General features: G+C 62.7%; 19 protein-coding genes and 2 pseudogenes. 11 read left to right on the forward strand and 10 right to left on the reverse strand.

Features of this window, described 5'->3' with window-relative positions:
• Positions 1 to 6: 6 nt before the first annotated feature.
• The 5 genes from M0D64_RS01525 (at position 7) to M0D64_RS01545 (ending at position 5,230) form a co-directional block, all read left to right on the forward strand.
• A complete protein-coding gene (locus tag M0D64_RS01525) occupies positions 7 to 258 on the forward strand; it encodes a hypothetical protein (RefSeq protein ID WP_007178686.1) in 252 nt (83 codons plus the stop codon).
• Between the two features lie 335 nt (positions 259 to 593).
• On the forward strand, positions 594 to 1,586 hold the full coding sequence (locus M0D64_RS01530; RefSeq protein ID WP_154565021.1) for a DedA family protein/thiosulfate sulfurtransferase GlpE: 993 nt from the start codon (positions 594 to 596) through the stop codon (positions 1,584 to 1,586).
• Between the two features lie 93 nt (positions 1,587 to 1,679).
• Positions 1,680 to 3,392, forward strand: a complete 1,713-nt coding sequence (locus tag M0D64_RS01535) for an FAD-dependent oxidoreductase (RefSeq protein ID WP_266256365.1) — start codon at positions 1,680 to 1,682, stop codon at positions 3,390 to 3,392.
• 147 nt (positions 3,393 to 3,539) lie between these two features.
• Complete coding sequence (locus M0D64_RS01540) at positions 3,540 to 3,818, forward strand: hypothetical protein (RefSeq protein WP_154565025.1); 279 nt, start codon at positions 3,540 to 3,542, stop codon at positions 3,816 to 3,818.
• Between the two features lie 188 nt (positions 3,819 to 4,006).
• Entirely contained in the window at positions 4,007 to 5,230 is a 1,224-nt protein-coding gene (locus tag M0D64_RS01545) for a winged helix-turn-helix domain-containing protein (protein ID WP_266256366.1), read from the forward strand.
• A 22-nt stretch (positions 5,231 to 5,252) separates the two neighbouring features.
• Here the strand turns inward: M0D64_RS01545 and M0D64_RS01550 are convergent, their stop codons facing one another.
• The 4 genes from M0D64_RS01550 to M0D64_RS01565 all read right to left on the reverse strand — a co-directional run bounded on the left by M0D64_RS01550 (position 5,253) and on the right by M0D64_RS01565 (position 9,508).
• Entirely contained in the window at positions 5,253 to 5,852 is a 600-nt protein-coding gene (locus M0D64_RS01550) for a LysE family translocator (RefSeq protein ID WP_266256367.1), read from the reverse strand.
• Positions 5,853 to 6,065: 213 nt separating this feature from the next.
• Positions 6,066 to 6,323, reverse strand: a complete 258-nt coding sequence (locus M0D64_RS01555; RefSeq protein ID WP_154565029.1) for a hypothetical protein — start codon at positions 6,321 to 6,323, stop codon at positions 6,066 to 6,068.
• A 120-nt stretch (positions 6,324 to 6,443) separates the two neighbouring features.
• A complete protein-coding gene (locus M0D64_RS01560) occupies positions 6,444 to 8,627 on the reverse strand; it encodes a hypothetical protein (RefSeq protein WP_266240971.1) in 2,184 nt (727 codons plus the stop codon).
• Between the two features lie 215 nt (positions 8,628 to 8,842).
• On the reverse strand, positions 8,843 to 9,508 hold the full coding sequence (locus M0D64_RS01565) for a metalloregulator ArsR/SmtB family transcription factor (RefSeq protein ID WP_266256368.1): 666 nt from the start codon (positions 9,506 to 9,508) through the stop codon (positions 8,843 to 8,845).
• An 86-nt stretch (positions 9,509 to 9,594) separates the two neighbouring features.
• Here M0D64_RS01565 and M0D64_RS01570 point away from each other — a divergent pair, with 86 nt between their 5' ends.
• Positions 9,595 to 11,022, forward strand: coding sequence for an MFS transporter (locus tag M0D64_RS01570; RefSeq protein ID WP_266240969.1), 1,428 nt, complete (start codon positions 9,595 to 9,597; stop codon positions 11,020 to 11,022).
• A complete protein-coding gene (locus M0D64_RS01575) occupies positions 11,019 to 12,011 on the forward strand; it encodes a LysR family transcriptional regulator (protein ID WP_266256369.1) in 993 nt (330 codons plus the stop codon). The genes M0D64_RS01570 and M0D64_RS01575 overlap by 4 nt, the downstream gene beginning before the upstream one ends.
• Before the next feature lie 43 nt (positions 12,012 to 12,054).
• On the opposite strand, the gene M0D64_RS01580 is transcribed toward M0D64_RS01575, so the two are convergent.
• Positions 12,055 to 12,924, reverse strand: a complete 870-nt coding sequence (locus M0D64_RS01580) for a LysR family transcriptional regulator (RefSeq protein WP_266256486.1) — start codon at positions 12,922 to 12,924, stop codon at positions 12,055 to 12,057.
• Positions 12,925 to 13,051: 127 nt separating this feature from the next.
• On the opposite strand from M0D64_RS01580, the gene M0D64_RS01585 reads away from it, so the two are divergent.
• The gene (locus tag M0D64_RS01585) at positions 13,052 to 14,446 is read left to right on the forward strand and encodes an MFS transporter (protein WP_266256370.1); all 1,395 of its coding nucleotides are present in this window, start codon (positions 13,052 to 13,054) and stop codon (positions 14,444 to 14,446) included.
• A gap of 145 nt (positions 14,447 to 14,591) precedes the next feature.
• Here M0D64_RS01585 and M0D64_RS01590 read toward each other — a convergent pair.
• Positions 14,592 to 15,056 (reverse strand): annotated as a pseudogene (locus M0D64_RS01590) (EamA family transporter); the annotation flags it as partial.
• Here M0D64_RS01590 and M0D64_RS01595 point away from each other — a divergent pair.
• Positions 15,048 to 15,581: pseudogene (locus tag M0D64_RS01595) on the forward strand (helix-turn-helix domain-containing protein); the annotation flags it as partial. The pseudogenes M0D64_RS01590 and M0D64_RS01595 sit on opposite strands and share 9 nt — an antisense overlap.
• A gap of 23 nt (positions 15,582 to 15,604) precedes the next feature.
• On the opposite strand, the gene M0D64_RS01600 reads toward M0D64_RS01595, so the two are convergent.
• From M0D64_RS01600 to M0D64_RS01615, 4 genes are all read right to left on the reverse strand, one after another.
• Positions 15,605 to 18,625 carry an FAD-binding and (Fe-S)-binding domain-containing protein gene (locus M0D64_RS01600; RefSeq protein ID WP_266256371.1) on the reverse strand — a complete coding sequence of 1,007 codons (3,021 nt, stop codon included), beginning with the start codon at positions 18,623 to 18,625 and terminating at the stop codon, positions 15,605 to 15,607.
• Between the two features lie 24 nt (positions 18,626 to 18,649).
• Positions 18,650 to 19,399, reverse strand: a complete 750-nt coding sequence (locus tag M0D64_RS01605) for a 2-keto-4-pentenoate hydratase (protein WP_266256372.1) — start codon at positions 19,397 to 19,399, stop codon at positions 18,650 to 18,652.
• A gap of 81 nt (positions 19,400 to 19,480) precedes the next feature.
• On the reverse strand, positions 19,481 to 20,767 hold the full coding sequence (locus tag M0D64_RS01610) for an MFS transporter (RefSeq protein ID WP_154565043.1): 1,287 nt from the start codon (positions 20,765 to 20,767) through the stop codon (positions 19,481 to 19,483).
• Between the two features lie 256 nt (positions 20,768 to 21,023).
• A complete protein-coding gene (locus M0D64_RS01615) occupies positions 21,024 to 22,244 on the reverse strand; it encodes an alanine--glyoxylate aminotransferase family protein (RefSeq protein ID WP_154565045.1) in 1,221 nt (406 codons plus the stop codon).
• Between the two features lie 162 nt (positions 22,245 to 22,406).
• Here M0D64_RS01615 and M0D64_RS01620 point away from each other — a divergent pair, with 162 nt between their 5' ends.
• Together M0D64_RS01620 and M0D64_RS01625 are read left to right on the forward strand one after the other, a co-directional pair.
• Positions 22,407 to 23,132: a GntR family transcriptional regulator gene (locus M0D64_RS01620; RefSeq protein ID WP_266240964.1), complete on the forward strand. Its 726-nt coding sequence runs from the start codon at positions 22,407 to 22,409 to the stop codon at positions 23,130 to 23,132.
• A gap of 412 nt (positions 23,133 to 23,544) precedes the next feature.
• Positions 23,545 to 25,131 carry a Na+/H+ antiporter gene (locus tag M0D64_RS01625; RefSeq protein ID WP_266240963.1) on the forward strand — a complete coding sequence of 529 codons (1,587 nt, stop codon included), beginning with the start codon at positions 23,545 to 23,547 and terminating at the stop codon, positions 25,129 to 25,131.
• Positions 25,132 to 25,157: the final 26 nt, after the last annotated feature.

Below are 25,157 nucleotides of genomic sequence, written 5' to 3' on the forward strand. Positions count from 1 at the left end.
ACCTCGATGCGCACTACCGGGTCCTCCGGGTCAATGGCCCTGCTCACCGAATACGACGACGCAACGGCGCGCGAACTCCGCTCGCTGCGCCTCGAATCGACAGAAGACGGCAAAGGCATTCTTCTGATCGAGGTCGATGAGCGCAAGCCAGGCATTCACCGCGAAGTGCGCTACGAAATCACGCCGGCCGAACTGATTGCGGCCATTCGCGCGCATGGCGCTGAATTGCCGGGCGAACAGCACAATCATCGTCAATAAAGCTGCCACGCACGGTATTGCGCTTACGCGCGAATGCCGTGCGCCGTTTCTGCACCGCCGCCTTTGGTTTGCGTACCGAATAACGGCCTACGGGCATCCGTAGGCCGTTATTCATCATTCGCTTGCCGCGAAAGCTTCAATCCGTTCGCTTTGCTCCATTCGCGCTTCTATTCCGCGCCTTTAACCTGCGGGCAAGCCACAGTCGCGCTTTTAACACGCTAATAACTGGCCGCATTTCCGACATTTGCACGTCTTGAAAATGCGTCCATAATCCTTACATACCCCGTTGCTTTCCCTACCTGCGCCGCGCCCGAAAGGGCTGCGGATGTAAGCCGATGCTACATGATCTCGTCGAGCAATATGGACCAGCGCTCGTCTTCGTCAACGTGCTGGCCGCCTCACTCGGGCTGCCGGTGCCGGCGATGCCGTCGCTCGTGCTGTTCGGGGCGATGGCGGCCATGCATCCCGGGTCGGTGGGCACGCAACTGATGCCGGTCCTCGTGTTGTCGATCTTCGCCACGCTGATCGGCGACAGCGCCTGGTATCTCGCCGGCCGTATGTACGGCGGCAACACGCTGAAAACGATCTGCCGTCTTTCGCTGTCGCGCGACACCTGTGTAAAAAAGACCGAACGTTTCTTCGGCCGCTGGGGCGTGCGTGTGCTGGCGATCGCGAAGTTCGTGCCGGGCCTGTCGATCGTGTCGATTCCAATGGCCGGCGCAATGGGCACCCGCTACCGCACGTTTCTCACTTACGACAGCATCGGCGCCGCCTTGTGGTCCGGTACCGGTTTGATCATCGGCGCGCTGTTCGCCCGGCAGATCGATATGCTGTTCGCCATGGCCGGGCGGCTCGGGCGCACGGCCGCGCTGGTGGCCGTCGCGTTGCTGCTGCTGTATGCGGCCTATCGCTGGATTCGCCGGCGCCAGCTGATTTCCACGCTCGCGACGCAGCGGATCGAAGTCGACGAGCTGGCGGCGCTGGTCGCGGCCGGCAAAACACCGGTCGTGTTCGATATCCGCTCGCAGGAAAAGCGCGCGCTCGATCCGTTCGTGATTCCGGGCTCGCAATTCGCCGACGAGCGCCAGCTCGAGGAGATCGTCGCAACGTACCCGCACGATCAGAAGGTGGTGATCTACTGTTCGTGCCCGAATGAAATATCCGCAGCATGGATGGCCAAACAGATGAACGAAGCCGGCTTCGCCGACGTGTTGCCGTTACGCGGCGGCATGGAAGCCTGGCGCGACTCGGGCAAGGCGGTGGACGCGCTGCCCGGCATGCCACCGCCCGACGTGGCGGTCGACGATATCGCGCCGAAGGCCGTGTAGCGCAGCAGCGCATTCATATCGGCGCCCTCGCGCGCCCGCGCCGCTTCGCCCCCCGTGTCGATCAATCAGAAAGAACACAGAAGGAGCGGTTCAATGCTGTCGACTCAAGAAGTTGAAGGGCAACAGGCCGTCGTCGCCGACGCGCCGTTTTCGTCGCTTGCGACGCGCATGCATCAGATGTTCCCTGAACTCACGTGCGCAGAAATCGATCGTCTGCGCCGGTTCGGCGAAGTGGGCCACTGGGAAGCCGGTGAGCTGCTGTTCGAGACCGGCTACACCGGCCCAGGCATGTTCGTGCTGCTGGACGGGCGCGTGAAGGTTTATCAGCGCGATGGCATCGGGCGCGAGGTTGTGATCGCGGAACATGGCGCCAAGCATTTTCTCGCGGAAGTCGGTCAACTGTCCGGGCGGCCCGCGCTGGTCAACGGCATGGCCGTCACCCCGGTCGACGCTTTGCTGATTCCGCCGGACAAGCTGCGCGCGTTGATCGTCGCCGAGGCCGAACTGGGCGAGCGCATCATGCGGGCGCTGATCCTGCGGCGCGTGTCGCTGATCGAAAAGGGCGCGGGTGGCCCAATTCTGATCGGCAACAGCAGCGACGCACGGCTCGTCATGCTGCAAGGCTTCCTGTCGCGTAACGGCCATCCTCATTCGGTCATCGACGAGCGCGACGAAGACGCACTGCGTCTGATCGAGCAATTCGCCGCGCAAAAGGAAGACATGCCGCTGGTGATCTGCCCGGACGGCTCGGTGCTGCGTCATCCGAGCATGCCGGAACTCGCCACCTGCCTCGGCTTGCTGCCCGATCTCGACGATTCGCATGTGTACGACGTCGCAATCGTCGGCGCCGGCCCGGCCGGCCTCGCTACTGCGGTGTACGCGGCGTCCGAAGGCCTCTCGGTCATCGTGCTCGACAGCCGTGCGCCAGGCGGCCAGGCAGGTGCCAGTTCGCGGATCGAAAACTATCTCGGCTTTCCGACCGGTATCTCCGGCCAGGCGCTGGCGGGCCGCGCGTTCGTGCAGGCGCAGAAATTCGGCGCGCACGTGGCGATTCCGGTCCACGTCAAGGCGCTGCATTGCGCGGAGTCGCCGTACCGGCTGGAACTCAAGTGCGGCGGCAAGATCACGGCCCGCACCATCGTGATCGCGAGCGGCGCGGTCTATCGGCGCCCCGCGCTCGAAGGGCTCGATCGTTTCGATGGGCGCGGCGTGTATTACTGGGCGTCGCCGGTCGAGGCCAAGCTGTGCAAACGCCAGGAGATCGTACTGGTAGGCGGCGGCAATTCGGCCGGCCAGGCGATCGTCTATCTGGCGACGCACGCGGCCAAGGTCCACGTGCTGATCCGCCGGGGCAGCTTTGAAGCCACCATGTCGCGCTATCTGATCGACCGCATCCGCTCGCTGCCGAATGTATTCGTGCATCCGCATTCGGAGGTCGGCCGGCTCGAGGCGGACGACATCGGGTTGGCGTCGGTCGTGTTGAAGAAGCCGCTACCGGACGGCACCGCAAGCCTCGATACGCGCCATCTGTTCCTTTTCACCGGTGCCGATCCGAATACCGACTGGCTGCGCACCTGCGGCGTGCAACTGGACGACAAGGGCTTCGTGCTGACCGGCGCCGGCGTGGACGGCGCCTCCGTCTGCGACCTCGCTACAACTGTCGAAGGCGTGTATGCGATCGGCGACGCGCGCGCCGGGTCGACGAAACGCGTCGCGGCGGCGGTCGGAGAAGGTGCGGCGGTAGTCGCGCAGATCCATCAACTGCTGGCCGTTTCGGCGGGAGAAGCGGTCGCTTTGGGGGCTTGAGCGGCCCCCCGGGTAACCTGCTGTTACACACGTCTTCAACTGGTTGCACCTGCTTTTCTTTCTGTATCGTAAGATTGTTGTCAGCCATTCGACAGCGAATGGCTGACTCTTTCAACTGCAATCTTGCATGGGACACAGGAGACAAGCATGATCCAACGCGCGATCGTTTTCGCCGCCTTCGGCTTTGCCGCCGCCTGCGCAGCGACCTCTGCCTCGGCCCGGGTGGACGTCGGCGTGTTCGTCAACACACCCGGCCTCATGTACGCCCCGCCGCCTGTGGTTTATGCACCCCCACCGGTCGTTTATGTGCCTGTGCAACCCGCGTATGGCTATGGGTATCGCGGCGACTACTACCGCGAGTACCGCGAGCGCCATGACCATGGCCGCCACCGTGGCTGGGACAAGCACAACAGGCGCGACTGGTAAGGTCCGTTCGGGAGCGTTGCGCAATTGCGGAGTTGCAGCGCCGTTGCCATTGTGCCCACCGTGCCTCCCGCGCTGGCATGCTCCGGTTGCATTCCACGCCGATTCGTCTGCCGTATTCGCGCTAAAGTAGCGGCTGCTGATCCAGGCCGGACCTCGCGTCCGCTCCTAATCCCGTGACCGACGCCCGCGTGAAGACTCTTCCACTATCCGCCGCGCGCACCCTGCATCTGGCCGCGCAAGGTTTGTTGACGCCGCCGCGCCGCAAGGCCGTCAAAGCCGACGTGCTCGACGCGATTCGCCGCATGGCGCAACTGCAGATCGACACGATTCACGTCGTCGCGCGCAGTCCCTATCTCGTGCTGTTCAGCCGGCTCGGCGCGTATCCGCAGCAATGGCTCGACGAGCATCTCGCCGAAGGCAAGCTGTTCGAATACTGGTCGCATGAAGCTTGTTTCGTCCCGACCGAAGACTACGGCCTGCTGCGCCATCGCATGCTCGACCCGAGCGGCATGGGCTGGAAATACGCGGCGGAGTGGCACAAGAAGCACCGCAAGGACATCGACAAGCTGCTCGCGCATATCCGTGCAACAGGTCCCGTGCGTTCAGCGGACTTCGCCCGCGAGGCGGGCACGGGCAACGGCTGGTGGGACTGGAAGCCGGAGAAGCGTCATCTCGAAGTGCTGTTCGCGATCGGGCAATTGATGGTGGCCGAGCGGCGCAATTTTCATCGCGTCTACGACCTGACCGAACGCGTGTTACCGGATTGGGACGACGCGCGCGACCTGCCGCCGCGGGAAACCGTCACCGAGGAAGCGTTGCGGCGAACCTGCCGCGCGCTCGGCGTCGTGCGCGCCGATTGGGTCGCCGATTACTACCGGCTGCCGCGCCGCCCCTATCGCGACGAACTGCGTGCGCTCGCCGATCGCGGTGAGCTGATCCCGGTTCAAGTGGAAGGCTGGAAGCAGGACACCTTCGTCCATCACGAATTCGCGCCGATGATCGACGACGCAGCGAACGGCAAGCTCGCTTCAACCGTCACCACGGTGTTGTCGCCGTTCGATCCGGTGGTGTGGGACCGCAAGCGCGCCGCCGCGCTCTTCGATTTCGACTACGCGATCGAATGCTATACGCCGGCCGCGAAGCGCAAATACGGCTATTTTGTGTTGCCGCTTTTGAGCCGGGGGCGCCTGGTCGGTCGCGTGGATGCGAAAGCGCATCGGACCAACGGCGTGTTCGAACTGAAATCGCTGCACATAGAACCCGGCGTGCGCCTGAGTGCGAGGCTTGCCGGTGATCTGCGCCGTGCTCTGCAACGCTGTGCGGACTGGCACGGCACGCCGCAACTGGAAATCGCATCGGCGCCGCCGGAATGGCTCGAGGCGTTGAGCGTGGACAGCGGGATGGAAGCTTAAGCGCGCTGCACAAGAAGCGTCATTAATGCAGCGCCGCCCACGCAAGCGACAAGGAAAACACGCCCAGCACGATCGACGCGCCGCGCTGCATCTTCACCGGATTCAGCCAGGTGAGTTTGCCGCTGCCAAGCGCCGCGCCGAACGCGATCCACGCAAGCGCGATCGGCACCAGCAGGCAGGCGAACATCAGCATCGCCGCGGCATACGCGGGCACATGCGCGAACGCGACGACGGGAAAAATCGTACCGGCGAACAACAAGCCTTTCGGGTTGAGCAGCGTCGCCACGAATAGCGTGCGCATGCCGCTCGCCCGCTGCGTCGAATCGGGCAAAGCCACCGCCGCGCGCCACATATCGACGGCGAGATATGCGATGTACACGCCGGCCGCCACGCGTAGCAGCGACGGCAACCACGGCAGCGCGTGCGCTGCCTGCGCGAGAAAGTGTCCCCACACTGAAATCGACAGAAGATAGCCGGCGAGTTCGGCGGCGATCAGCGGCAAAGAACGGCGCACGCCCTGACGCAAACCGGCAGCCGCAAGCAGCGTATTGGTCGGACCCGGCGTAATCAACACGACGATAATGCCGATGGCCAGCAACGCGATAGCGGACGTAGAAAGCATAAAAAAGGCGCAATGTTGGAAACAATGCGCCTTTTTATCACAGAGAACCGGGCCGCCGAAATACAACGGCTATTCACAAGGGCAAAGCAAAGACAAATGGCAACGGGCGGCATGCTGTCGTCAATCGCGACAACAAACCAACAAATGCCCGCGCCACATGGGACCCTCGAGCCGAGGTGAACCACGCCGCCCGCAGACGGCGCGTCTTTGCCTTCAGCGGTCCAGTTTCGCCCGCAATTCGCGAGCGGCTTCCAGCAGTCCGTTGTAACCCGAACGCGCATGCTCCGGCAGATCCGGATCGCCGACGAACGCGCCAAGCGTTTCGATCAGGCTATACAGAATGCCCTTTGCGGCACCGGAAGCAATGCTGCCGGACGACACCTGCTGGTCCACGTGACTCAGCGCTGCATCGAGGTGTTCCAGGTCGGGCCGCTCGCCCGTGGGCGGCTGAGGCGTTACGTCTTGCGTCATGATGAAACTTCTCTCGGGTTGATGCGTCAGTGAACAAAGCCATCCTTTCACGTTGTTATATACCGATCGTGCGCTGGCGTCTATTCGTGCTCGGACTCAGCGCGATCCACGCGATTCACGTCAAGGCGTCCACCGATACATCAGGATTTTCGCGCGCGCGTCGTCTTCCAGCAGAACGCCGTATTCGCCATTGCCGCGCTGCACCGCGCTGATGCCGAGATAAACATCCACCCAGCCGCTGGTATTGCCGACGCTCGCGCCCGGCGTCATATAACCGACCGCTTGCCCTGTGCGCGCGTCGTACACGTCCACCTTCGCGGTGTACAACTCGGCGACGAAAACGTAATTGCCCGCCACCGCGACGCCGACCGTTGTCGTCTGCGGATTGGTTTGCGTGTTCCATGGCAAGGAGACCGTGTATTGCTGCGCCGGTGTGCCGGAACTCCAGTTGTCATAGCGCGCGAGCACCGGGCCAGCCTCTTTCCAGTGGGTCGAATCCCATGGGATCGCACTGGTAAAGCCCGATATGTACATCGTGTCGGTCTCGACGATGTAGACGATCCGCGCGATCCGCGTGAACGGTTGCGGCATCGCGAACATCTTCGAGCTCGCGTACGTGTAGATCGGATTGCCGGCTGAGTCGAGACCTTGCAGCGGCATCTCGCGAATGCCGCTCGTCGGCGTGGCGAGCCACACGTTGCCTGGCGTATCGACCCACCAGAAGCCGTTGCCGACCGTGCTGCCCGTCGACGGATTGCTGCTGATCTCGCTGGCGTCGACGGTGCCGTTGCCATTGCTGTCGCGCCATAACCATTCGCCGTAGGTGGGCTGCGCTGCGGGCCATGTGCCAGGCAGCGGATTTTGCGCCAGCAAGCCGGACGGAATCGCCATTTCTGCGTGCGCCGCATCGAAGCGATAGACGTTCAGATAGTGCGCGCCCGGATCGAGCGTATAGAGAAACGGCAGGCCGTTGATTCGCCGCACCATCGGCTCACCGCGCACACCGCGCGGCTCGTGAAAGGCGGGGTCGTCGGGATAATCGAAGCGGTCGAGCGTGAAGCCCGCATACGACCATTCGTGGCCGACCGGTTGGTTGTAGTCGAGCGTGAAACGCTTCGAGCCCGTGTAGACGGAATTCGGCGTTGCCGGATCGAACGCGGCGCTATCGACGAAAGTCAGCCCGTACAGGCGCCAGTTGAGTGCATGCTTGCTGTACACGTAGCTCTCGAGCACCGCACCTTGACCGACCGATGCCGAGCCGAGCGGCCGCGGCCCTTCGCCGTTCTGCGCGACGTACAGATTGCCCGCCGGATCAAGTCCGATGCCCGTGATGCCGTTGAAGCGCCAGTTGCCCGGCACGCCCTTGACCGGATGGAAGATGCCGTTACGCGTGCCGATCGGCGCGGCAGCTTGCGGCTGGCCGCTGGCGTCCTTGTTGTAGACGAGGATCTGCTGCGACGGTCCGTTGTCGGCGACAAGGATTTGTCCGGAAGGTGTAATCGCGATGTCGGTTGGCACTGCGCCGGCGGGCAACGCCAAGGTGCCGGAGAGCGCGGTGCCGTTGGCGGCGTAGTGAAGAATGCTTAGGTTTCCGGATGAAACACCGCTCATCACCCACAGCGTTGAATCCGTGTCGATTGCAATGCGCCCCGGCGAAGGCACGCTCCACGATCGTAAACGCTGCATCGATGCCGCGTCGAACACGAGGATCCGGCTGTTGATGGTATCCGCGACGTACAGTTCGGTATCGGTGGCAGCCATGCCGCGAATGCCAGCATCGGTACCGGTCGTCACCGTGTCAAGCAGCAGGAAACTGTTCTTCGTCGCGTTGGCACTATTGCCGATGCCACCCGTGAAAGGCGCGCCGGCCGCCAGATTGGCAAGCGTGCGGCGCGTCACGCCGAACCATGTCTGATTGGCCGGCGGATAGTCCGCGCCGACCAGTCCATTGTTCTCGTTGCCGATCGACATTGCCGCGTACAGGTAGGTGTGGTTCGTCGCGACCGCATCGCCGCCGGCGGCGCCCCAGCCATGCGTCGAACCGGCCACGGCGATCTTGTCGCCCGCACGGTACGCGGCGATTTCGCTACCGCTTTCATCCCAGGGGGCATTGGTATAAACGGTGCCGTCAGCGCCGACGCTGATCGCCTGAATGTCCTGCTGCATCCACTTGCCATCGCCGAAACCAAAGCTATTGCCGATCCACGACGTGGTGTAGGTGAGTTGCGATTGCGCGGATGCGTTGAGAGGAAGCAGACTGTGGACGACAAGAACTGCCACGCCAAGGCGAGAGAAGAGTTTCACGACGGGTTTTCCTTGCGAGGTGCGAAGCGCGCACGGCCGGCGTGTCCGGCGCGCTATCGCGAGTATGCGGATCGGCTAGCTATCGCGCATACGTGAACATTGTTGGCGTTTTATCCTCGCATGGAAAAAGCGGAAATTTATTCGCAAAAAATTCGCGGTAAGCAATTGATCGTCTAAACAATTCGAAGCGCATAAACATGCGCTGTAATGCAGCGCTATTTGCTCTTGGGCTTCACGCGATAGGCACACCGTCGCGCGCCGGCGAGCACATGCTCCTCGCGCTCAATCGATCCTTCCTCACCGACGATCTCCGCAAACAACTGCAGCTCCGCACGGCAAAAACCCTGGCAGGTGCGCGCCGCCGCGCAGATCGGGCAGTGGTTCTCCAGCAGCAGCCAGTCGCGCCCGTCTTTCTGCAACTCGGCCATATAGCCTTCGGCGCTGCGAATCTCCGCGAGCCTGGTGAGGCGCGCCTTGAGGCCCTTGATCGGCTTGAGCGCCGCGAGATAGTTCGCGCGCGTTTCGACTGCACGCTGATCGATCAATTTGTCGAGTCCCTCTTCGCCGAATAGCTGACGGATCGAGCCGAGCAACTGCACGGTCAATTGCGGATGCGTATCCGGAAAGCGTGCGTTGCCCGCTTCCGTCAAACCCCAACTTTGACTCGGCCGCCCTGGCCCCGCCTGCGATGCCTGGCGCCCTTCGATCAAGCCACTTGTCAGCAGTTTCTGGATCTGTTGCCGCGCGGCCTCGACCGTGATGCCGAGTTCGCCCGCGATCGATGCCGTCGATAAAGACCCCTGCGTCTTCAACAGATTCAGGACGCGATCCACCGGCGCAGCCGCTGACGCGGCTTGCGTAACGGCCGGTGAATTTTCCAAGCTTTCATTTGCATATCTCATCGGAGCGCATTATTATCCAAGCCAATACTTGCATAATAAGCCAGCCTCGCACGGCTGTCCATGACATGAAAAATCTGCAATCGGATGTGCCGGCATGGAGTGATCTGCTCAGCGGCAGTAACGGCTGGCGGGCGTTGGGTCTCGCGGGCGGTGTCGCACTGCACGCCACCAATGTGTATGTGGCGACGACGATTCTGCCGTCGGTCGTGCACGACATCGGTGGGCTCGAACTGTATGCGTGGAATACGACGCTGTTTGTGGTCGCGTCGATTCTCGGCTCGGTGTTGTCGGTGCGCCTGCTCGCAGTGCTCGGCGCGCGCTCCGCGTACTTCAGCGCGCTGGCGGTGTTCGCGCTCGGCACCGTCGTGTGCGCGACTGCACCGTCAATGCTATGGATGCTCGGCGGCCGCACGCTGCAAGGTTTCGGCGGCGGAATTCTGCTCGCGCTCAGTTACGCGCTGATTCGCGTGGTGTTTGAAGAGCGCCTGTGGCCGCGCGCGATGGGCTTGGTGTCGGGCATGTGGGGCGTGGCGACGTTATGCGGGCCGGCGGTCGGTGGCATCTTCGCGCAGCTCGGCGATTGGCGGCTGGCGTTCTGGGTATTGCTGCCGGTCGTGCTGCTGCTCGCCATGATCGTGCATCGCGAGGTCGATGACAAACGCGCCCACGGTGAAGCGGCTCAACCGATCCCGTTGCTCAAGGTCAGCTTGCTTGGCGCCTCCGTCCTCGTGATTTCGCTCGCCGCATTAACCGACGACATGCGCTGGAACGCGCTCGGCGTTATCGCCGGCCTTGGCTTCGTATGGCTGCTTGCGAGACTCGAACGCAGCGACGCCCACACGCGCTTGTTGCCGAGCGGTTCGTTTTCGATTCGCACGCGGCTCGGCCGCATCTACGCCTGCATGAGTCTGCTCGGTATCGGCGTGACCAGTGAGATCTTCGTGCCGTATTTCTTGCAGACGATCCACGGACGTTCGCCGCTCGCCGCCGGTTATCTGACCGCGTTGATGGCAGCCGGCTGGTCGGTCGGCTCGATGTTTAGCGCCGGCCGCTCCGCCACTGCCGCGCAACGCTTGAGCCGCGCGGGTCCGGTGGTCGCGGCACTCGGACTCGCCGCGCTCGCATGGCTGATGCCGATAGCAGGTTTGTTCGACGGTTTGCCCGGCACGGCCGCATTGTGCGCGGCGCTCGCGAGCGTGGGGCTGGGTGTCGGGATCGGCTGGCCGCATCTGCTTACTCGTGTGTTCACCGCCGCGCAACCGGGCGAAGAGAATCTCGCGTCCCTTTCGATCACCACCATTCAACTGTTTGCGATGGCGTTCGGCTCGGCGCTCGCGGGTCTCGTCGCGAACGGCGCCGGTCTCACGACCCTCGCCCCGCTACCCGGGGCGCAACAGACCGCGCTCTGGCTGTTCGCGACGTTCGCGTTCGCGCCCCTGCTCGCAGCCGGGCTGACCCGCCACAACCCGCGCCTTACCGGAGAAGCATCGTGATAGATCGAGTACAAGCCATGCGGATCTTCGTGCGAATCGTCGATGCCAGCAGCTTCACGCGCGCCGCCGAGTCGCTCGAGATTCCGCGCGCCACCGCGACGACCACCGTGCAGGCGCTTGAGTCCCTGCTTGGCGTGCAACTGCTGGTGCGCACGACGCGCAAGGTCACGCTGACCGCTGAAGGCGCCGCGTATTACGAACGCTGCGCGCAGATTCTCGCCGCTATCGAAGAAGTCGAATCGGGCCTGTTCAACCGCCCGGAGAATCTGCGCGGCCGCTTACGTATCGCGATGCCGGGCATGATCGCCGCGTCGATCGTGGTACCTGCTCTGGCGTCGTTCCGTGCGCTGCATCCGCATGTCGAACTGGCGCTCGGCGTGGGTCAGCGCACGCTCGATCTGGTTGGCGAAAGCGTCGATTGCAGCATCGAACTGGGCGAGTTGCCCGATTCCCGGCTGCTCGCGCGCCGCCTCGGGCTGCTCGAACGCGTCACCTGCGCAAGCCCGGCATATCTCGCGCGGCACGGCGAGCCGCGTCACCTGGACGATCTCTCGGACCACGTCTCAGTGAACTGGCTGTCGACGCAGACCGGCCGGCGCGTGGACTTCGACTTCAGCGTGGCGGCGCGGACAAGCAAGGTCAAAGTGGACGGCTTCATTCAGGTGAACGACGAACACACGTATCTCGCGTGCGGGCTCGAAGGCCTGGGACTGATTCAGCCTGGACGAGCCGCCGCTGCGCCGTACCTTGCATCCGGACAGTTGATCGAGGTCCTGCCGAAATGCAAGCCGACGCCGGTCGCGGTCTCAGTGACGTATGTGAAAAGCCGGCAGATTTCGCCGCGCGTGCGAGCCTTTGTCGACTGGCTCGCCGAGGTGTTCGACAACGCGCCGGGAATGGTCAAGGCAGCGCCGCCGCTGGCCGATCCGCCGTTGTGGCCGGTGCCGGATACGCAGCGTCTAAACGAACTCAATACGGCGTCGCACTAAACGCATCGACGTGCGAATACGAAATGAAGTGCACTAGTGCGACTCAACGCGCCTGCGCGAATTCTTCTGCCACCGCGGCAATCAGCACCTGCATCCGCGCGCTCTTGTAGAGATCGGCGTGCGCGACCACCCAGACATCGAATGGCTCCGCGCGATGCGGCATCACGCGCACCAGCTCCGGTTCGTAGTCGGCGCGAAAACATGCCAGCTCGGCGATACCGAAGCCGGCAAGGACAGCCTCGAACAGCATCGCAGTGGATTGCGTCTGGAACACGAGACGCCCGCGCGAAGTCGGCTCACCGCACAACGCCGCCCGCATCGACGGCGAGGCCGGCTGTTGATACATCACCAGATCGTGCCCATCGAACGCCTCGCCTTCGCGCGGCTCGCCGCGCGCGGCAATGTATTCGCGCGACGCGTAAATACCGACCTCCAACTGCGCGAGCTTGCGCGCGATCAGGTCGGGTGCGTCGGGTCGCAACGTGCGGATCGCCACGTCGGCTTCGCGCCGCGTCAGATTGGCGATCTGCGCGGACGTCACGCAGACGATCTCGATGCCCGGATGCGCCCGCCGTAGCCTGGCGATGGCCGGCATCACGAAGCGTTTGCCGAGCGAATCCGTCGTGGCGACGCGGATCGTGCCGGCCAGTTGATCGTCGAGTCCGGCAATTCGCCGTTCGATCGACAAGGCGGCCTGCTCCATCGTCTCGGCTGCCCCGAGCAACGCTTCGCCGGCAGGCGTCAGCACGAACAAGGCGGGGGTGCGCAGAAACAGAGTCGTCGAAAGCGTTTCTTCGAGCGCGGCGATCCTTCGGCCGACCGTTGCCTGATCGACATCGAGTTGCGCCGCCGCGCCGCGCAGCGTGCCCGTACGCGCCACGGCGAGAAAAAATCGTGCGTTGTCCCAGTTGATCATTGGCTGCGCTGTCCGTCATGCATATTTGCATCATACACATGCGCAATCACTGCTTTATTGCATTCGCGTATGTGGCTAGACTTCGTCGATCGATTCAATTGCAGTTCTAGCCCGAGGATGTGTAATGACCGAATGCGCCGCTGAACAACCGCTGCCCACCAAGCTAGCCGACACGGAGCGGGCCGCCGGGCGTCCGCGCCTGACGCTGGCGCTGGTGGCGAGCGGCATGTTCATGGCCGTGCTCGACACCACCATCGTCAACGTCGCCCTGCCTGCGATGCACGTTAGCCTGGGCGCGTCCGTGGGCGGGCTCGCGTGGATTGTCGATGCCTACACGCTGAGCTTTGCCGCGCTGATCCTCGCGGGCGGCGTCGCGTCCGACCGTTTCGGCGCGAAGGCGGTGTATCTGTGGGGACTGGCGCTGTTCGTCGTGGCCTCGGCGGCTTGTGGGCTGGCGCCGAACGTCGGTGCACTGGTGGTCGCGCGCTTCGTGCAGGGCGGCGGTGCGGCGTTATTCCTGCCGGCGTCGCTCGCCATCGTGCGCAGCACCTTCGACGACCCCGTCGAGCGCGGGCGCGCCATCGCGACGTGGGCTGGGATTGCCTCGGTCGCCGCCGCAATCGGGCCGGTGTTGGGCGGCCTCCTTGTGCAAGGGTTCGGCTGGCGTAGTGCGTTTCTGATCAATGTGCCGACTGGTCTCGTTGCCTTCGCGGGAGCTTGGGTCGTGGTGCGTCACTCGACGCGCAGCGTTGGGCGTCATTTCGATTGGGGTGGGCAGTTGGCGAGCATCGTCGCATTGGGCGCGCTCTGCTATGCGGCGATTGAGTTGCCGTCGCGTGGGATCGCTGCGCGAGAGGTGTGGGGGGCGGCGTTGCTTGCCGTGCTAGCTGCGCTGACGCTTGTTGTTGTCGAGCGGCGTGCGCAGCATCCGATGGTGCCGGTTGAGTGGTTCCGTAATCGGATGTTTGTGACGATGAATGCGATGGGGACGCTCGTTTATGTTGGCTACTTTGGATTGTTGTTTGAGTTGAGTCTTTATTTGCATGGCGAGTTTGGGTTTAACGCGCGGGAGATTGGGCTTACGTTGTTGCCGCTGGCGGGGAGTTTGTCGATCGGGAATGTGGTGGTGGGTAGGTTGCATGGGCGGTTTACTGCGACGCAGTTTATGACAACCGGGCTCGTGCTAGCCGCCGTTGCGGTGCCGGCGATGGCAATGAGTCTGGAATGGCGCGCGCCTTGGTTTTTTACTTATGCGGCGATGGTGATGTTCGGTGGTGGGACGGCGTTGTCGGTGCCGCCGATGATTTCCACGGTGTTGGAACAGGTGCCTGGTGAATTGGCTGGTGTGGCATCGGGATTGCTGAATGCGTTGCGGCAGGCGGGGGGGCTTGTAGGGGTTGCGATGGCGGGGGCGGCGACGATTTTGGCGCCGCATGTGGCGGAGGCGTTGTGGTGGGTTGCTGGTATGGGGCTGGTGACTTATGCGGCGGCGGCGGGGTTGGCAGCGAGTGCGGCGTAAGTTTTTTGCTCAACTGGCTCGCTCCCGGAAAAGCTCACCGGTCACATCTCCAGTCCACTTTTGCCCCCCGGAAAGACTCACCTTTAACGCTGCCAGCGAACGCGCGATCGCTCAGGGCATCACCGCTCCTTGAGACGCCATGCCGTCAGCCCGCCGGCCCTCTGGATGCCCTCACCCGCCGCACAAAGAGTCGCCGCGTGAGATCGAACGCCACCAGATTGCCCGCTACCACCAGCAGGAGCCCGAGCACCGCCAACGCGGACCATCGGTAGCCCTCGAATACCGTCGACGCCGCCAGCGCCACAATCGGAAACAGCACGGTGCAGTAGGCGGCCCGCTCCGGCCCGATGCGCCCGACCAGCATCAGGTACGCGGTAAAGCCAATCACCGAGCCAAATATCGCCAGATAGGCGAGCGCGCCGAGATAACGCGCGTCGGATTCGATGGAGAAAGAAAAGCCGGCCAGCGCGCTTCCCACCGTCAAGACGCCGGCGCCGATCAGCATTGCCCAGCTATTGGTGGCGAACGGGTGCAAACCCATCGATTGCATCCGGCTCGACAACAGATTGCCCGCCGAAAAGCACAAGGTGCCAAGGAACGCGATCGCGAGCCACGCGAACTGACACTGGCCGATCGCACCTATTTCGAAGACGCCCGCATCGCGCACCTGTGTCAATCGCTCGCCAATGAAGACTGGCAGGATCCTGATGGCCTGCTGCGGACCAATGAAACCGCGCACGAGGTGTTGAGTCTGCTGCTGCGCGCACAAGGCGTGCGTCGCACGGATACCTTGCTCAAGGGCGGGCTGTCGGTCGCTACTCGGCGACGCTTGCGCGACTACATCGAGAACCATCTCGCGCAGACGCTCACGCTCGGTGAACTTGCGGGTGTAGCGGCGCTGTCGGAATTTCATCTGGCGCGCATGTTCCGCTCGTCGTTCGGACTACCGCCTGCTGCCTGGATCGCGCAACAACGGCTCGAACGTGCACGCACGTTGCTGCGCACTACGAGACTGCCGCTCGCACAAGTCGCCGAACAATGCGGCTATGCGAACGCCAGCCATTTCAGCCATCGTTTCCGTGAAAGCGTCGGCGCGGCGCCGGCGGCGTATCGGCAGGTGGTGGGCGCGGCATAAGGGCCAACCGCGGCCAACCACCTTCACCGCAAAGCCATCGCCAATACACGCGCTACATGGATTGCGTCGACACCTGCGCCATCATGAATCTGATGCCGACAACTCGTGCCGTCCGCCACCATCACCGTATTGCCGTCGAGCTTGCGCACCGCGGGCAGCAGTGAGAGTTCCGCCATTGCCTGCGATGTCGCGTAGTGCTCGGCTTCGTAGCCGAAGCTGCCCGCCATCCCGCAGCATGACGACTCGACAGTCGACACCTTCAATTCAGGAATCCAGTTCAGTACGGTTTGCACGGGCGTGAACGCGTCGAAGGCCTTTTGATGGCAGTGGCCATGTACAAGCGCCTGCTCCTTCGCCAACGGCTTCAACGCGAGCAGCAAGCGCCCGGCCTTTTCTTCGCGCACCAGAAACTCTTCGAATAGAAACGCCTGTTTCGAAAGGCGTCGCGCTTCGTCACCGAGACCGTAGTGCAGAAACTCGTCGCGCAACGACAGCAAACACGACGGCTCCAACCCGACGATCGGCACGCCGCGTTCCACAAACGGCTTGAACAGATCGAGCATGCGCCGCGCTTCCTGCTTCGCTTCATCGACCAAACCGGCCGCGAGGAAAGTGCGGCCGCAACACACCGGCCGCTCGCCCTGGCGCGTATTGAAGTGCACCGTGTAACCGGCAGCTTCCAACACCTGCTGCGCGGCGCGCGCGTTTTCCGGCTCCATGTTGTTGTTGAACGTATCGACGAACAACAGCACTTCTTTCAGCGCGCCGCCTTGAGGTGGTTTGGTCGCCGACGCACTCGCCAAGAACGATTTCTTGAAACGCGGCAACGTACGTTCAGGCGCAAAACCCACCGAACGTTTGAACCACGCCGACAACACCGGCACGTTGTCGGCCAATGCCATCAAGCCCGGCACGCGACTCGCCGTTGCCGCATAGCGCGGCATGAAGGCCACCAACCTGTCACGCAGACGCAGTCCATGCCGTTTGACACGCGCCGCCCGCGCTTCGATCTTGAACTTCGCCATGTCGACGCCCGTCGGGCAATCGCGCTTGCAGCCCTTGCACGAGACGCACAGGTCGAGTGTGTCCTTGACGTCGTCGCTGGCGAGTCCTGCTTCGCCCAGTTGCCCGGAGATCGCGAGACGCAGCGTGTTCGCCCGTCCCCGCGTCACATGTTGCTCATCCTTCGTCACGTGATAACTCGGGCACATGGTGCCCGCGTCGAACTTGCGGCAATGGCCGTTGTTGTTGCACATCTCGACGGCCTTCGCGAGACCGCCTGACAGATCGTTACCGCTGCCCGGCAGCGTCTCCCGCCCCGTGAGCGGATCGCGTTCAACGTTCCATACGGACCAGTCGAGCGCGGTATCGATCCGCTGCGCTTCATAGCCCGGCGCAAAGCGAAAATTGCGTGCGTCGTCCATCTTCGGCGGACGTACGATCTTGTCGGGATTGAAGCGGTTGTCCGGATCGAACAGCGCCTTGATCTCGGTGAACGCCTGGTTCAGCCGCGGCCCGTATTGCCACGCCACCCATTCGCCGCGGCACAAACCGTCGCCGTGCTCGCCGGAATACGCGCCCTTGTATTCGCGCACCAAGGCCGCTGCTTCCTCCGCGATCGCGCGCATCTTCACTGCGCCGTCGCGCCGCATATCGAGAATCGGCCGCACGTGCAGCGTGCCGACACTCGCATGCGCATACCAGGTGCCTTCGGTGCCGTTGCGGTGAAAGACTTCGGTCAGACGGCTCGTGTATTCCGCCAGATGTTCGAGCGGCACCGCGCAATCTTCGATGAAGGAGACCGGCTTGCCGTCGCCCTTCATGCTCATCATGATGTTCAGCCCGGCTTTGCGGACTTCCCACAGCGCTTTCTGTTCGTTCGCGGCAGGCATCTCGACGACCGAATCGGGCAAACCGAGATCGGCCATCAGTTCGGTGAGTTGTTTGAGCGACGCGAGTTGCTGGTCGCGGTCCTCGCCTGCGAATTCCACTAGCAGGATGGCTTGCGGCTCGCCGACCAACGCCTTCTCGATCACCGGACGGAAGGCAGGATTGCTCATCGCCAGATCGATCATGGTGCGATCGACCAGTTCCACGGCCACCGGCTTCAGCTTGACGATGTGCTGCGTGAGATCCATCGACTGCCAGAAGGTCGGGAAGTTGACCACGCCCAGCGTCTTATGCGTCGGCAACGGCGCGAGCTTCAGCGTCAGTTGCCGGCTGAACGCGAGCGTGCCTTCCGAACCGACCAGCAGATGCGCGAGATTCGCGCTGCCGTCGTCGGTATAAGCGCGCGGGTTCTGGCAATCGAACACGTCGATGTTGTAGCCCGCGACGCGACGCAAAACCTTCGGCACGCGTTCGACGATTTCAGCATGCTCCCGCTCAGCAATCCGCTTCACGCCTTCGACGATCTGCTGCAAGCGCACGCCTTGCGGCGCCTCGCGCAATGAGGCGAAACGTGCTTCGCTGCCGTCGGCGAGAATGGCGTCGATCGCTTCGACGTTGTGCACCATGTTGCCGTATTCGATCGAGCGCGAACCGCACGAGTTGTTGCCGGCCATTCCCCCAATCGTGCATTGCGCCGCCGTCGAGACATCGACCGGAAACCACAGGCCATGCGGCTTCAACCATACATTCAGATGGTCCAGCACGACGCCCGGCTCGACCGTCACCGTGCGCGCGTCGGCATCGAATTCGACGATGTTGTTCAGCCACTTGCTGGTGTCGATCACCAGCGCCTCGCCGACAGTCTGGCCGCATTGGCTTGTGCCTGCGCCACGCGCGAGCAACGGTACTTTCTCGCTGCGTGCAATTTCCAGCGCAATGCGCAGATCGTCCTGATCGCGCGGCACCACCACGCCGATCGGCGTGATCTGATAGATCGACGCATCGGTGGAATAACGGCCGCGGCTGGCCGCATCGAACAACACGTCGCCACGCAAAGCCTTGCGCAGATGTTGCGCGAGCGGCGACGTCAGCCGTGCAGCGGACGGCACCAGATGGATCGGCTTGACGAGTAAAGCGGAAGTGGGGTTCGTCATATCGTCGGCCTATAAGAAAGCGGGCTAGTACAGCGTCAGGCTGATCGGCGCGAGCCCTTCAATACGCCCGCTCGCTGTGCCCGCGCTCTGCGGAAAAAACATGCCGGTGTACGAACCGGTGGTGACGACCATCTCCGGCGTGACCGCGATACCGCGCGACGTGGCGTGATTGACGAGCCATGTCAGCAGGCGTCGCGGATCGCCGGCCGGATTGGCGGGTGTTGTTTCAACCACGTCACGCTCTTCAAAGCTGAACTGCAACGAAGGCGTCACAAACGGAAAGTCCTCGCGATATGGCGTAAATTCGCCGACGACCAACGCGCCGTGATTCTGCAAATCCGCGAGTTGGGCAAGCTTGTCGACCTTGGGCCAGTCAGCGTAACGGCTCGCCACGATCTCGATGGTCGCGCCGATCGAGCCGATACCTGCGTGCACGTCGGCTTCGCTATAGGGTGTTGTCGACGGCTCGAAGCGGCGGCCGAAGCGGAATGCGATCTCCAGTTCGAGTCCCAGCGGAGCGAAGGCTTCACGCGGCAATCGTGCGCCGTCGGCATGCAGATCGTTCGCAGGCAGCGGTGCGCCCTGGATCGGGCCGCTGTCGGACTTCGCGCCGATCTTCCAGCCGCCGATGGGTGCGTCCAGTACGCGCAGGATCTCGTGCTGGATCGCGTAGGCGGCGACGCTGTCGGCGGGCGTTTGCTCAGGCGGCAACGCATCGAGCGTGAGGTGATGGCGGCGCGCGTCGGCGAGACGTTGACTCAGTGATGTTGTCATTGCTTTAAAGGCGAAGAGAGGGAACCGTGCGTTTCGAAACGGTGTGTTCCGAAACAGCGCATTCCGAACGTTGAATTCCGTTTACGCGCCCACGCCGGTCGTAGCGTGCGCTTTGTCGGCCGCGTTGAGTTCGAACTTGCTTTCCGGCTGCATGCGGAACGCGAGCACCACGCCGATCGCCATCAACAGCATGCTGCCGACGAACGGCAACTCCCAACTGCCGAAGTAGTCGATCAGAAATCCGCCGACCACCGGCGAGATGATCGCGGCCAATGCCGAGCCGGTGTTCATCATGCCGCTCGCAGTCCCCGAGTATTCCGGCGCGATGTCCATCGGAATCGCCCACATCGGGCCGATCGTCATTTCGGCGAAGAAGAAGCCTGACGCGAGACACGCCATCGACAGATACAGGCTGTGCGTGAACATCAGCGGAATGAGCGAGAGCAGACAGAACAGCATGCACACCGATACCATCCAGCTTCGCGCACGCTTCAGGCTGCGGGTCCGCGTGAAGATCCAGTCGGTCACAATGCCGCCGAGCGTGTCGCCGAGTACACCGGCAAAGAACACGACCGATGCGAAGATCGCCGACTTTTGCAGTTGCAGGTGATAGCTGTGCAGGAAGTACTGCGGAATCCAGCTAAGGAACAGCCACAAGGTCCAGCCGTAGCAGAAGTACACGATCGTGACCGGCCACATGCGGCGAAACAGTTTTCCCCACGGCACACCGGCCGCTTTCGGCTTCGGCGCGGGCAGGACTTCGAGTTCCTCAGTCGTGATACGCGGATGATCTTTCGGATGTTCGGTGAACGTGAACGCCCACACCGCCACCCACAGCAGGCTGAACACGCCGCAAATGTAGAACGATTCGCGCCAGCCCCAGGTCGCCATCACCAGCACGATCAAACCGGGTGCCACCGCGTTACCGATACGCGATGCCGCGTGGGTGATGCCCTGCGCGAAGCCGCGTTTTTCTTTCGCGACCCAACGCGCCATCGCGGACGTCGCAGCAGGAAACGTGGCACCTTCGCCGAAACCGAGCAACACGCGCGCGGCCAGCAACGAGACGAGACCACCTGCGAAACCGGTCAGCAAAGTCGCCACGCCCCAGATAGCGCCGCAGAAAATCAGCGTGCGTTTTGCACCGAAGCGGTCACTGACCCAGCCACCGATGATTTGAAAAATCAGATACGGGTAAGCGAAGGCGGAGAACACCAGGCCCACTTCCGTATGGGAGAGGCCGAACTCCTTACCGAAACCTGCGGCCGCGGTGCTGACGTTGACGCGGTCCAGGTAAGTGATGAAGTACATGACGCTTAGCATCACTAGAACGATACTGGTCGCACTGCTCACACGAAACCGCCTCATCGTCTCTCTCCATTGCAGTCTATCGACGGCGCGCCTGGAATGGCGCGCTGCGTCGTCGCCCGTCAGCGACCTGCGCTGCGGGAACATCGCATGTTGTTCAGGGGCCGCGTTCTATGCGCGGCTTCGTGTGGGAAGTGCTCTCCGCCTTCCCTTGCTGCGAGATGCCTGTTACTTGCTGCCTGCTACTTGCTGCCTGTTAGGCAGATGCGCTGACGCACCGATGCGGCGAGCACCGATGCGCGTGGCGCTCCGTCGCTTAAGCCGCCGCTTTCAGCCCCGAGGCTTTGGTCGGCTGGCTCAACCACTCCATAGCGGCAGGCAAGCCACTTTCCTTGAGCGGCACACCCGCGAGCCGCAGGCCCATTTCGCAACCGGCCAGCGTCGCCAGCAGCATCAGGTCGTTGCAGTCGCCGAGGTGGCCGATGCGGAACATGCGGCCTTTCATCTTGCCGAGACCCGTGCCGAGCGACATGTCGAAGCGTTCGTAGATGAGCTTGCGCACCGCGTCGGCATCGATGCCTTCGGGCATCATCACGCCGGTAAGCACCGGGCTATACACAGCGGGATCCGCGCACTGAATCTCCAGACCCCACGCGCGGACCGCACGGCGGGTGGCTTCGGCGAGACGCTCGTGACGGGCGAACACGTTGTCGAGCCCTTCGCCGAGAATCATCTCCAGCGCCTCATGAAGCCCATACAGCAGGTTCGTGTTCGGCGTGTACGGCCAGTAACCGGTCTTGTTCATCTCGACGATGTCGGTCCAGTCCCAGAAGCTGCGCGGCAATTTGGCCTGCTTGCTGGCGGCCAATGCCTTCGGCGAGATCGCATTGAAGCTGATGCCCGGCGGCAGCATCAAACCCTTTTGCGAACCCGACACGGTGACGTCGACGCCCCATTCGTCATGGCGATAGTCGGCGCAGGCGAGGCCCGAAATCGTGTCGACCAGCAGCAGCGCCGGGTGACCGGCGGCGTCGATCGCGCGGCGCACGGCGGCGATGTCCGAGGTAACGCCCGTCGAGGTTTCGTTATGCACGACGCACACGGCCTTGATCGCGTGTTGCGTGTCGGCGCGCAGGCGCTCTTCGATCATGTCCGGCTGAACTCCGCGCCGCCAACCTTCGATACCAGGCAGGCCGAGGAACTCCGGCTTCAGCCCGAGGCTTTCCGCCATCTTTTTCCACAGCGTCGCGAAGTGACCGGTTTCGAACATCAACACGTTGTCACCGGGGCTCAGCGTGTTCGACAGCGCCGCTTCCCACGCACCGGTACCGGAGGCCGGATAGATCACCACCGGTTGCTGCGTCTTGAAGATTTTCTTGATGCCTTCGAGCACTTTCAGACCAAGTTCGCCGAACTCGGGGCCGCGGTGATCGATGGTCGGGTAGCTCATCGCACGGAGAATGCGATCGGGCACCGGGCTCGGACCCGGGATCTGCAGGAAGTGACGGCCGGCGGGATGAAAGTCTAGCTTGAGCATTGGGCTCCTCCGATTGAATTTTGCATTCAAAAAACTATATCAGACGATCTGTGACGATCCCAAGCCGAAAATTGCTTACTGACACCAGTGTTTACCCGCGCTATTAACTAATCTTTTGGCTTCCGATAAAATCCCATGTGACACGATGTTGAGGGCTTTTGTATGCAAAATTCGGATTTCGATGCGGGTGTGACCGCTTCTCCGCTGATGCCGAAGGTTGAGCGTCAGCGTTTGCACGACACGGTGGTGGAGCACATTCGCCGCTTTATCGTCGAAGGGGTGCTCGAGCCGGGCAAGAAACTGAACGAGCGCGAGTTGTGCGAGACGCTTGGGATTTCACGCACGCCGTTGCGGGAGGCGCTGAAGGTTCTGGCTGCGGAAGGGCTGATCGAGATTTCGCCGAATCGCGGTGCGTCGGTGTCGAAGATGTCGGAAGCGGAGTTGCGCGAGACCTTCGAGTTGATGAGCGGTCTTGAAGCTTTTTCCGGCGAACTGGCGGCGGAGCGGATGACGGCTGCGGAGCTTGCCGAGATCAAGGCGTTGCATTACGCGATGCTGGCTTGCCGGACGCAGAACGATCTGGCCGGGTACTACAGCCGCAACCAGGCGATTCACGACAAGATCAATGAAGCGGCGAGGAATTCAGCACTGCGGCAGACTTATGTCGCGGTTAATCGACGCTTGCAGGCGCTGCGGTTCCGGTCGAATTTTCAGATCCCTAAGTGGGATAGTGCGATTCATGATCATGATGAGATGTTGAAGGCGCTCGAGGCACGGGATGGGAAGAAGTTGAGCGCGATTCTTCGGCAGCACTTGCTCGATAAGCGGGATGCGGTGTTGCAGGTGCAATCGCGGGAAGACGTGGCGGCTTCGGTGTTGAAGGCTTGAGGAGTCTTTTGCGCGTTTTCTCGTTTGCCTTTGGCGAAGGCGTTCGTTGACCGCAGGCGCCAAAGGCGAAAAACTTGTCCACGCAAAATGTTAGCAAGCCTGTGGACAAGCTTCTGACATTCCAGCCAAGTCGTTGAAGCGGCAGACATATCGCCTTGCGGTTCATGCGTAAGCATCACCCGGTGCTTGACCGTTGGCGTGACCCAAAAACCAGAGCAGCGGGTGCGAAGCCTTAAGCACGGCAGCCCAACTCCTAGTTGTCCACATAATTTGTTCACAAGGCTGTGGACAACTTGCGCACAGGCCAGCCAAGTGCTTGATGCCGCACCCGTATCTCCCGTCGGCTCAGCCGCAGGCAATGACCTTGCTCTGTGATAAAAAGTAATCCCCAGCCACCCGCCGAGGCTCCCGCATGTCCTCCGTCATGGGCTTCAAACTCGTCCTGCTGTCGCTCGGCGCGATGATCGGTCTCCAACTGCTCGCCAAGCGGCTACGGCTCCCACCGGCTGCAGCGCTTCTGGTCGGCGGCGCCGCGATGGCCTTCGTGCCTGGACTCCCTCGCATCGACCTCGATCCCGAACTGGTTCTGGTCGTGTTCCTGCCGCCGCTCCTCATGGACGGCGCCTACTTCTCCGTATGGGACGAATTCAAGCGCAATTTTGGCGGCATCCTGCTGCTCGCGATCGGCGCCGTCGCCTTCACGACCCTCGCGGTCGGTATGGTCGTGCATTGGGTCGTGCCGTCCCTACCGTGGAGCGCGTGCTTCGCGCTGGGCGCGATCGTCTCGCCGCCTGACGCCATCGCCGCGAAGGCCGTACTGGAACGCGTCGCGCTGCCGCGCCGGTTGATGGTGCTCCTCGAAGGCGAAAGCCTGCTCAACGACGCCGCCGGCATCGTGCTGTTCCGCTTCGCCGTCGCGGCCGCGCTGACCGGCACGTTCAACGCTCAACACGCGGTCGAGCGGTTTGCGGTGCTCGGCCTGGGTGGCGTGGCGGTGGGCATCGCGATCGGCTTCGTGGTCGTCAGGCTGCTGCGCTACCTCGACGACGTCTACCTCATCATCACCGCATCCGCACTCTCCCCGTGGCTCAGCTACATCGCTGGCGACATGCTGGACGTCTCGGGCGTCATCGCGACCGTCAGTTGCGGGATGGTGCTCGGATGGCATCAGCATGAAGTTTTCTCTGCCTCGGTGCGCATGCGCGGCACAGCCTTCTGGCAAGTCCTGATCTTCCTGATGGAAGCGCTCGTGTTCCTTCTGATCGGGCTGTCGCTGCGCGGCGTGATCGTGCGGCTGGGTGGCGTCGGCGACGCGTTGACCGCGTTTGCACCCGCAGTCGGCGCAGTGATCGCGGCCGTCGTGCTGTCGCGCTTCGTGTGGGTGTTTGCCGTCGAATGGTTGAAGGGACTCGTGTGCAAGGTGACGCGGCGCGCAAACATTGCACTCGATTGGCGCTCGTCGACGGTGACGAGTTGGGCCGGTATGCGTGGCGTGGTGACGCTGGCGATCGCGCTCTCGTTGCCCGAGGCGATGCCGGGACGCGATCTGATTCTGGTCGCGTCGTTCGCGGTGATTCTCGTGACCGTGCTTGGACAGGGGACCACGATCGGCGCGTTGATTCGCTGGGTCAATCTGGATAGCGTGAAGGAACGCAACGAGCAGCATTTGACCGAGCCTCAGGCGTGGGCGAGGCTCGAAGCGGCACAATTCGCCGCGATCCAACCGCTCGTGCACGACGCCGAGGGACAAGTGATTCATCCTCGCCTGCTGGAGCAATACAGCTATCGAGCGCAGATGACGGACACCTATCAGGACGTGACGGAATATCCCACCGATGTTCGCGCCGCGCATTACGACGTTGTGCTCGCCGCCGTGGCGGCCGGTCGCAGCGAGTTGTTGCGGATGCATCGGTCGGGCTTGATCCACGATGAACTGCTAACCGAACTGGAGCGGGATCTCGATTTGCAGGAGATCGCCGCGTTGCATGGAAGGGGATGACCGGACCGCGCCTGACGCGAGTCCAC

Source organism: Paraburkholderia sp. WS6, from assembly GCF_030464835.1.
Lineage (GTDB): Bacteria > Pseudomonadota > Gammaproteobacteria > Burkholderiales > Burkholderiaceae > Paraburkholderia > Paraburkholderia madseniana.

Bases quoted from the DNA above. Each gene is read 5' to 3' on its own strand.
- M0D64_RS01525 (WP_007178686.1), top strand. From the start codon at position 7: ATGCGCACTACCGGGTCCTCCGGGTCAATGGCCCTGCTCACCGAATAC.
- M0D64_RS01530 (WP_154565021.1), top strand. From the start codon at position 594: ATGCTACATGATCTCGTCGAGCAATATGGACCAGCGCTCGTCTTCGTC.
- M0D64_RS01535 (WP_266256365.1), top strand. From the start codon at position 1,680: ATGCTGTCGACTCAAGAAGTTGAAGGGCAACAGGCCGTCGTCGCCGAC.
- M0D64_RS01540 (WP_154565025.1), top strand. From the start codon at position 3,540: ATGATCCAACGCGCGATCGTTTTCGCCGCCTTCGGCTTTGCCGCCGCC.
- M0D64_RS01550 (WP_266256367.1), bottom strand. From the start codon at position 5,852: ATGCTTTCTACGTCCGCTATCGCGTTGCTGGCCATCGGCATTATCGTC.
- M0D64_RS01555 (WP_154565029.1), bottom strand. From the start codon at position 6,323: ATGACGCAAGACGTAACGCCTCAGCCGCCCACGGGCGAGCGGCCCGAC.
- M0D64_RS01570 (WP_266240969.1), top strand. From the start codon at position 9,595: ATGAAAAATCTGCAATCGGATGTGCCGGCATGGAGTGATCTGCTCAGC.
- M0D64_RS01585 (WP_266256370.1), top strand. From the start codon at position 13,052: ATGACCGAATGCGCCGCTGAACAACCGCTGCCCACCAAGCTAGCCGAC.
- M0D64_RS01600 (WP_266256371.1), bottom strand. From the start codon at position 18,625: ATGACGAACCCCACTTCCGCTTTACTCGTCAAGCCGATCCATCTGGTG.
- M0D64_RS01605 (WP_266256372.1), bottom strand. From the start codon at position 19,399: ATGACAACATCACTGAGTCAACGTCTCGCCGACGCGCGCCGCCATCAC.
- M0D64_RS01610 (WP_154565043.1), bottom strand. From the start codon at position 20,767: ATGAGGCGGTTTCGTGTGAGCAGTGCGACCAGTATCGTTCTAGTGATG.
- M0D64_RS01615 (WP_154565045.1), bottom strand. From the start codon at position 22,244: ATGCTCAAGCTAGACTTTCATCCCGCCGGCCGTCACTTCCTGCAGATC.
- M0D64_RS01620 (WP_266240964.1), top strand. From the start codon at position 22,407: ATGCAAAATTCGGATTTCGATGCGGGTGTGACCGCTTCTCCGCTGATG.
- M0D64_RS01625 (WP_266240963.1), top strand. From the start codon at position 23,545: ATGTCCTCCGTCATGGGCTTCAAACTCGTCCTGCTGTCGCTCGGCGCG.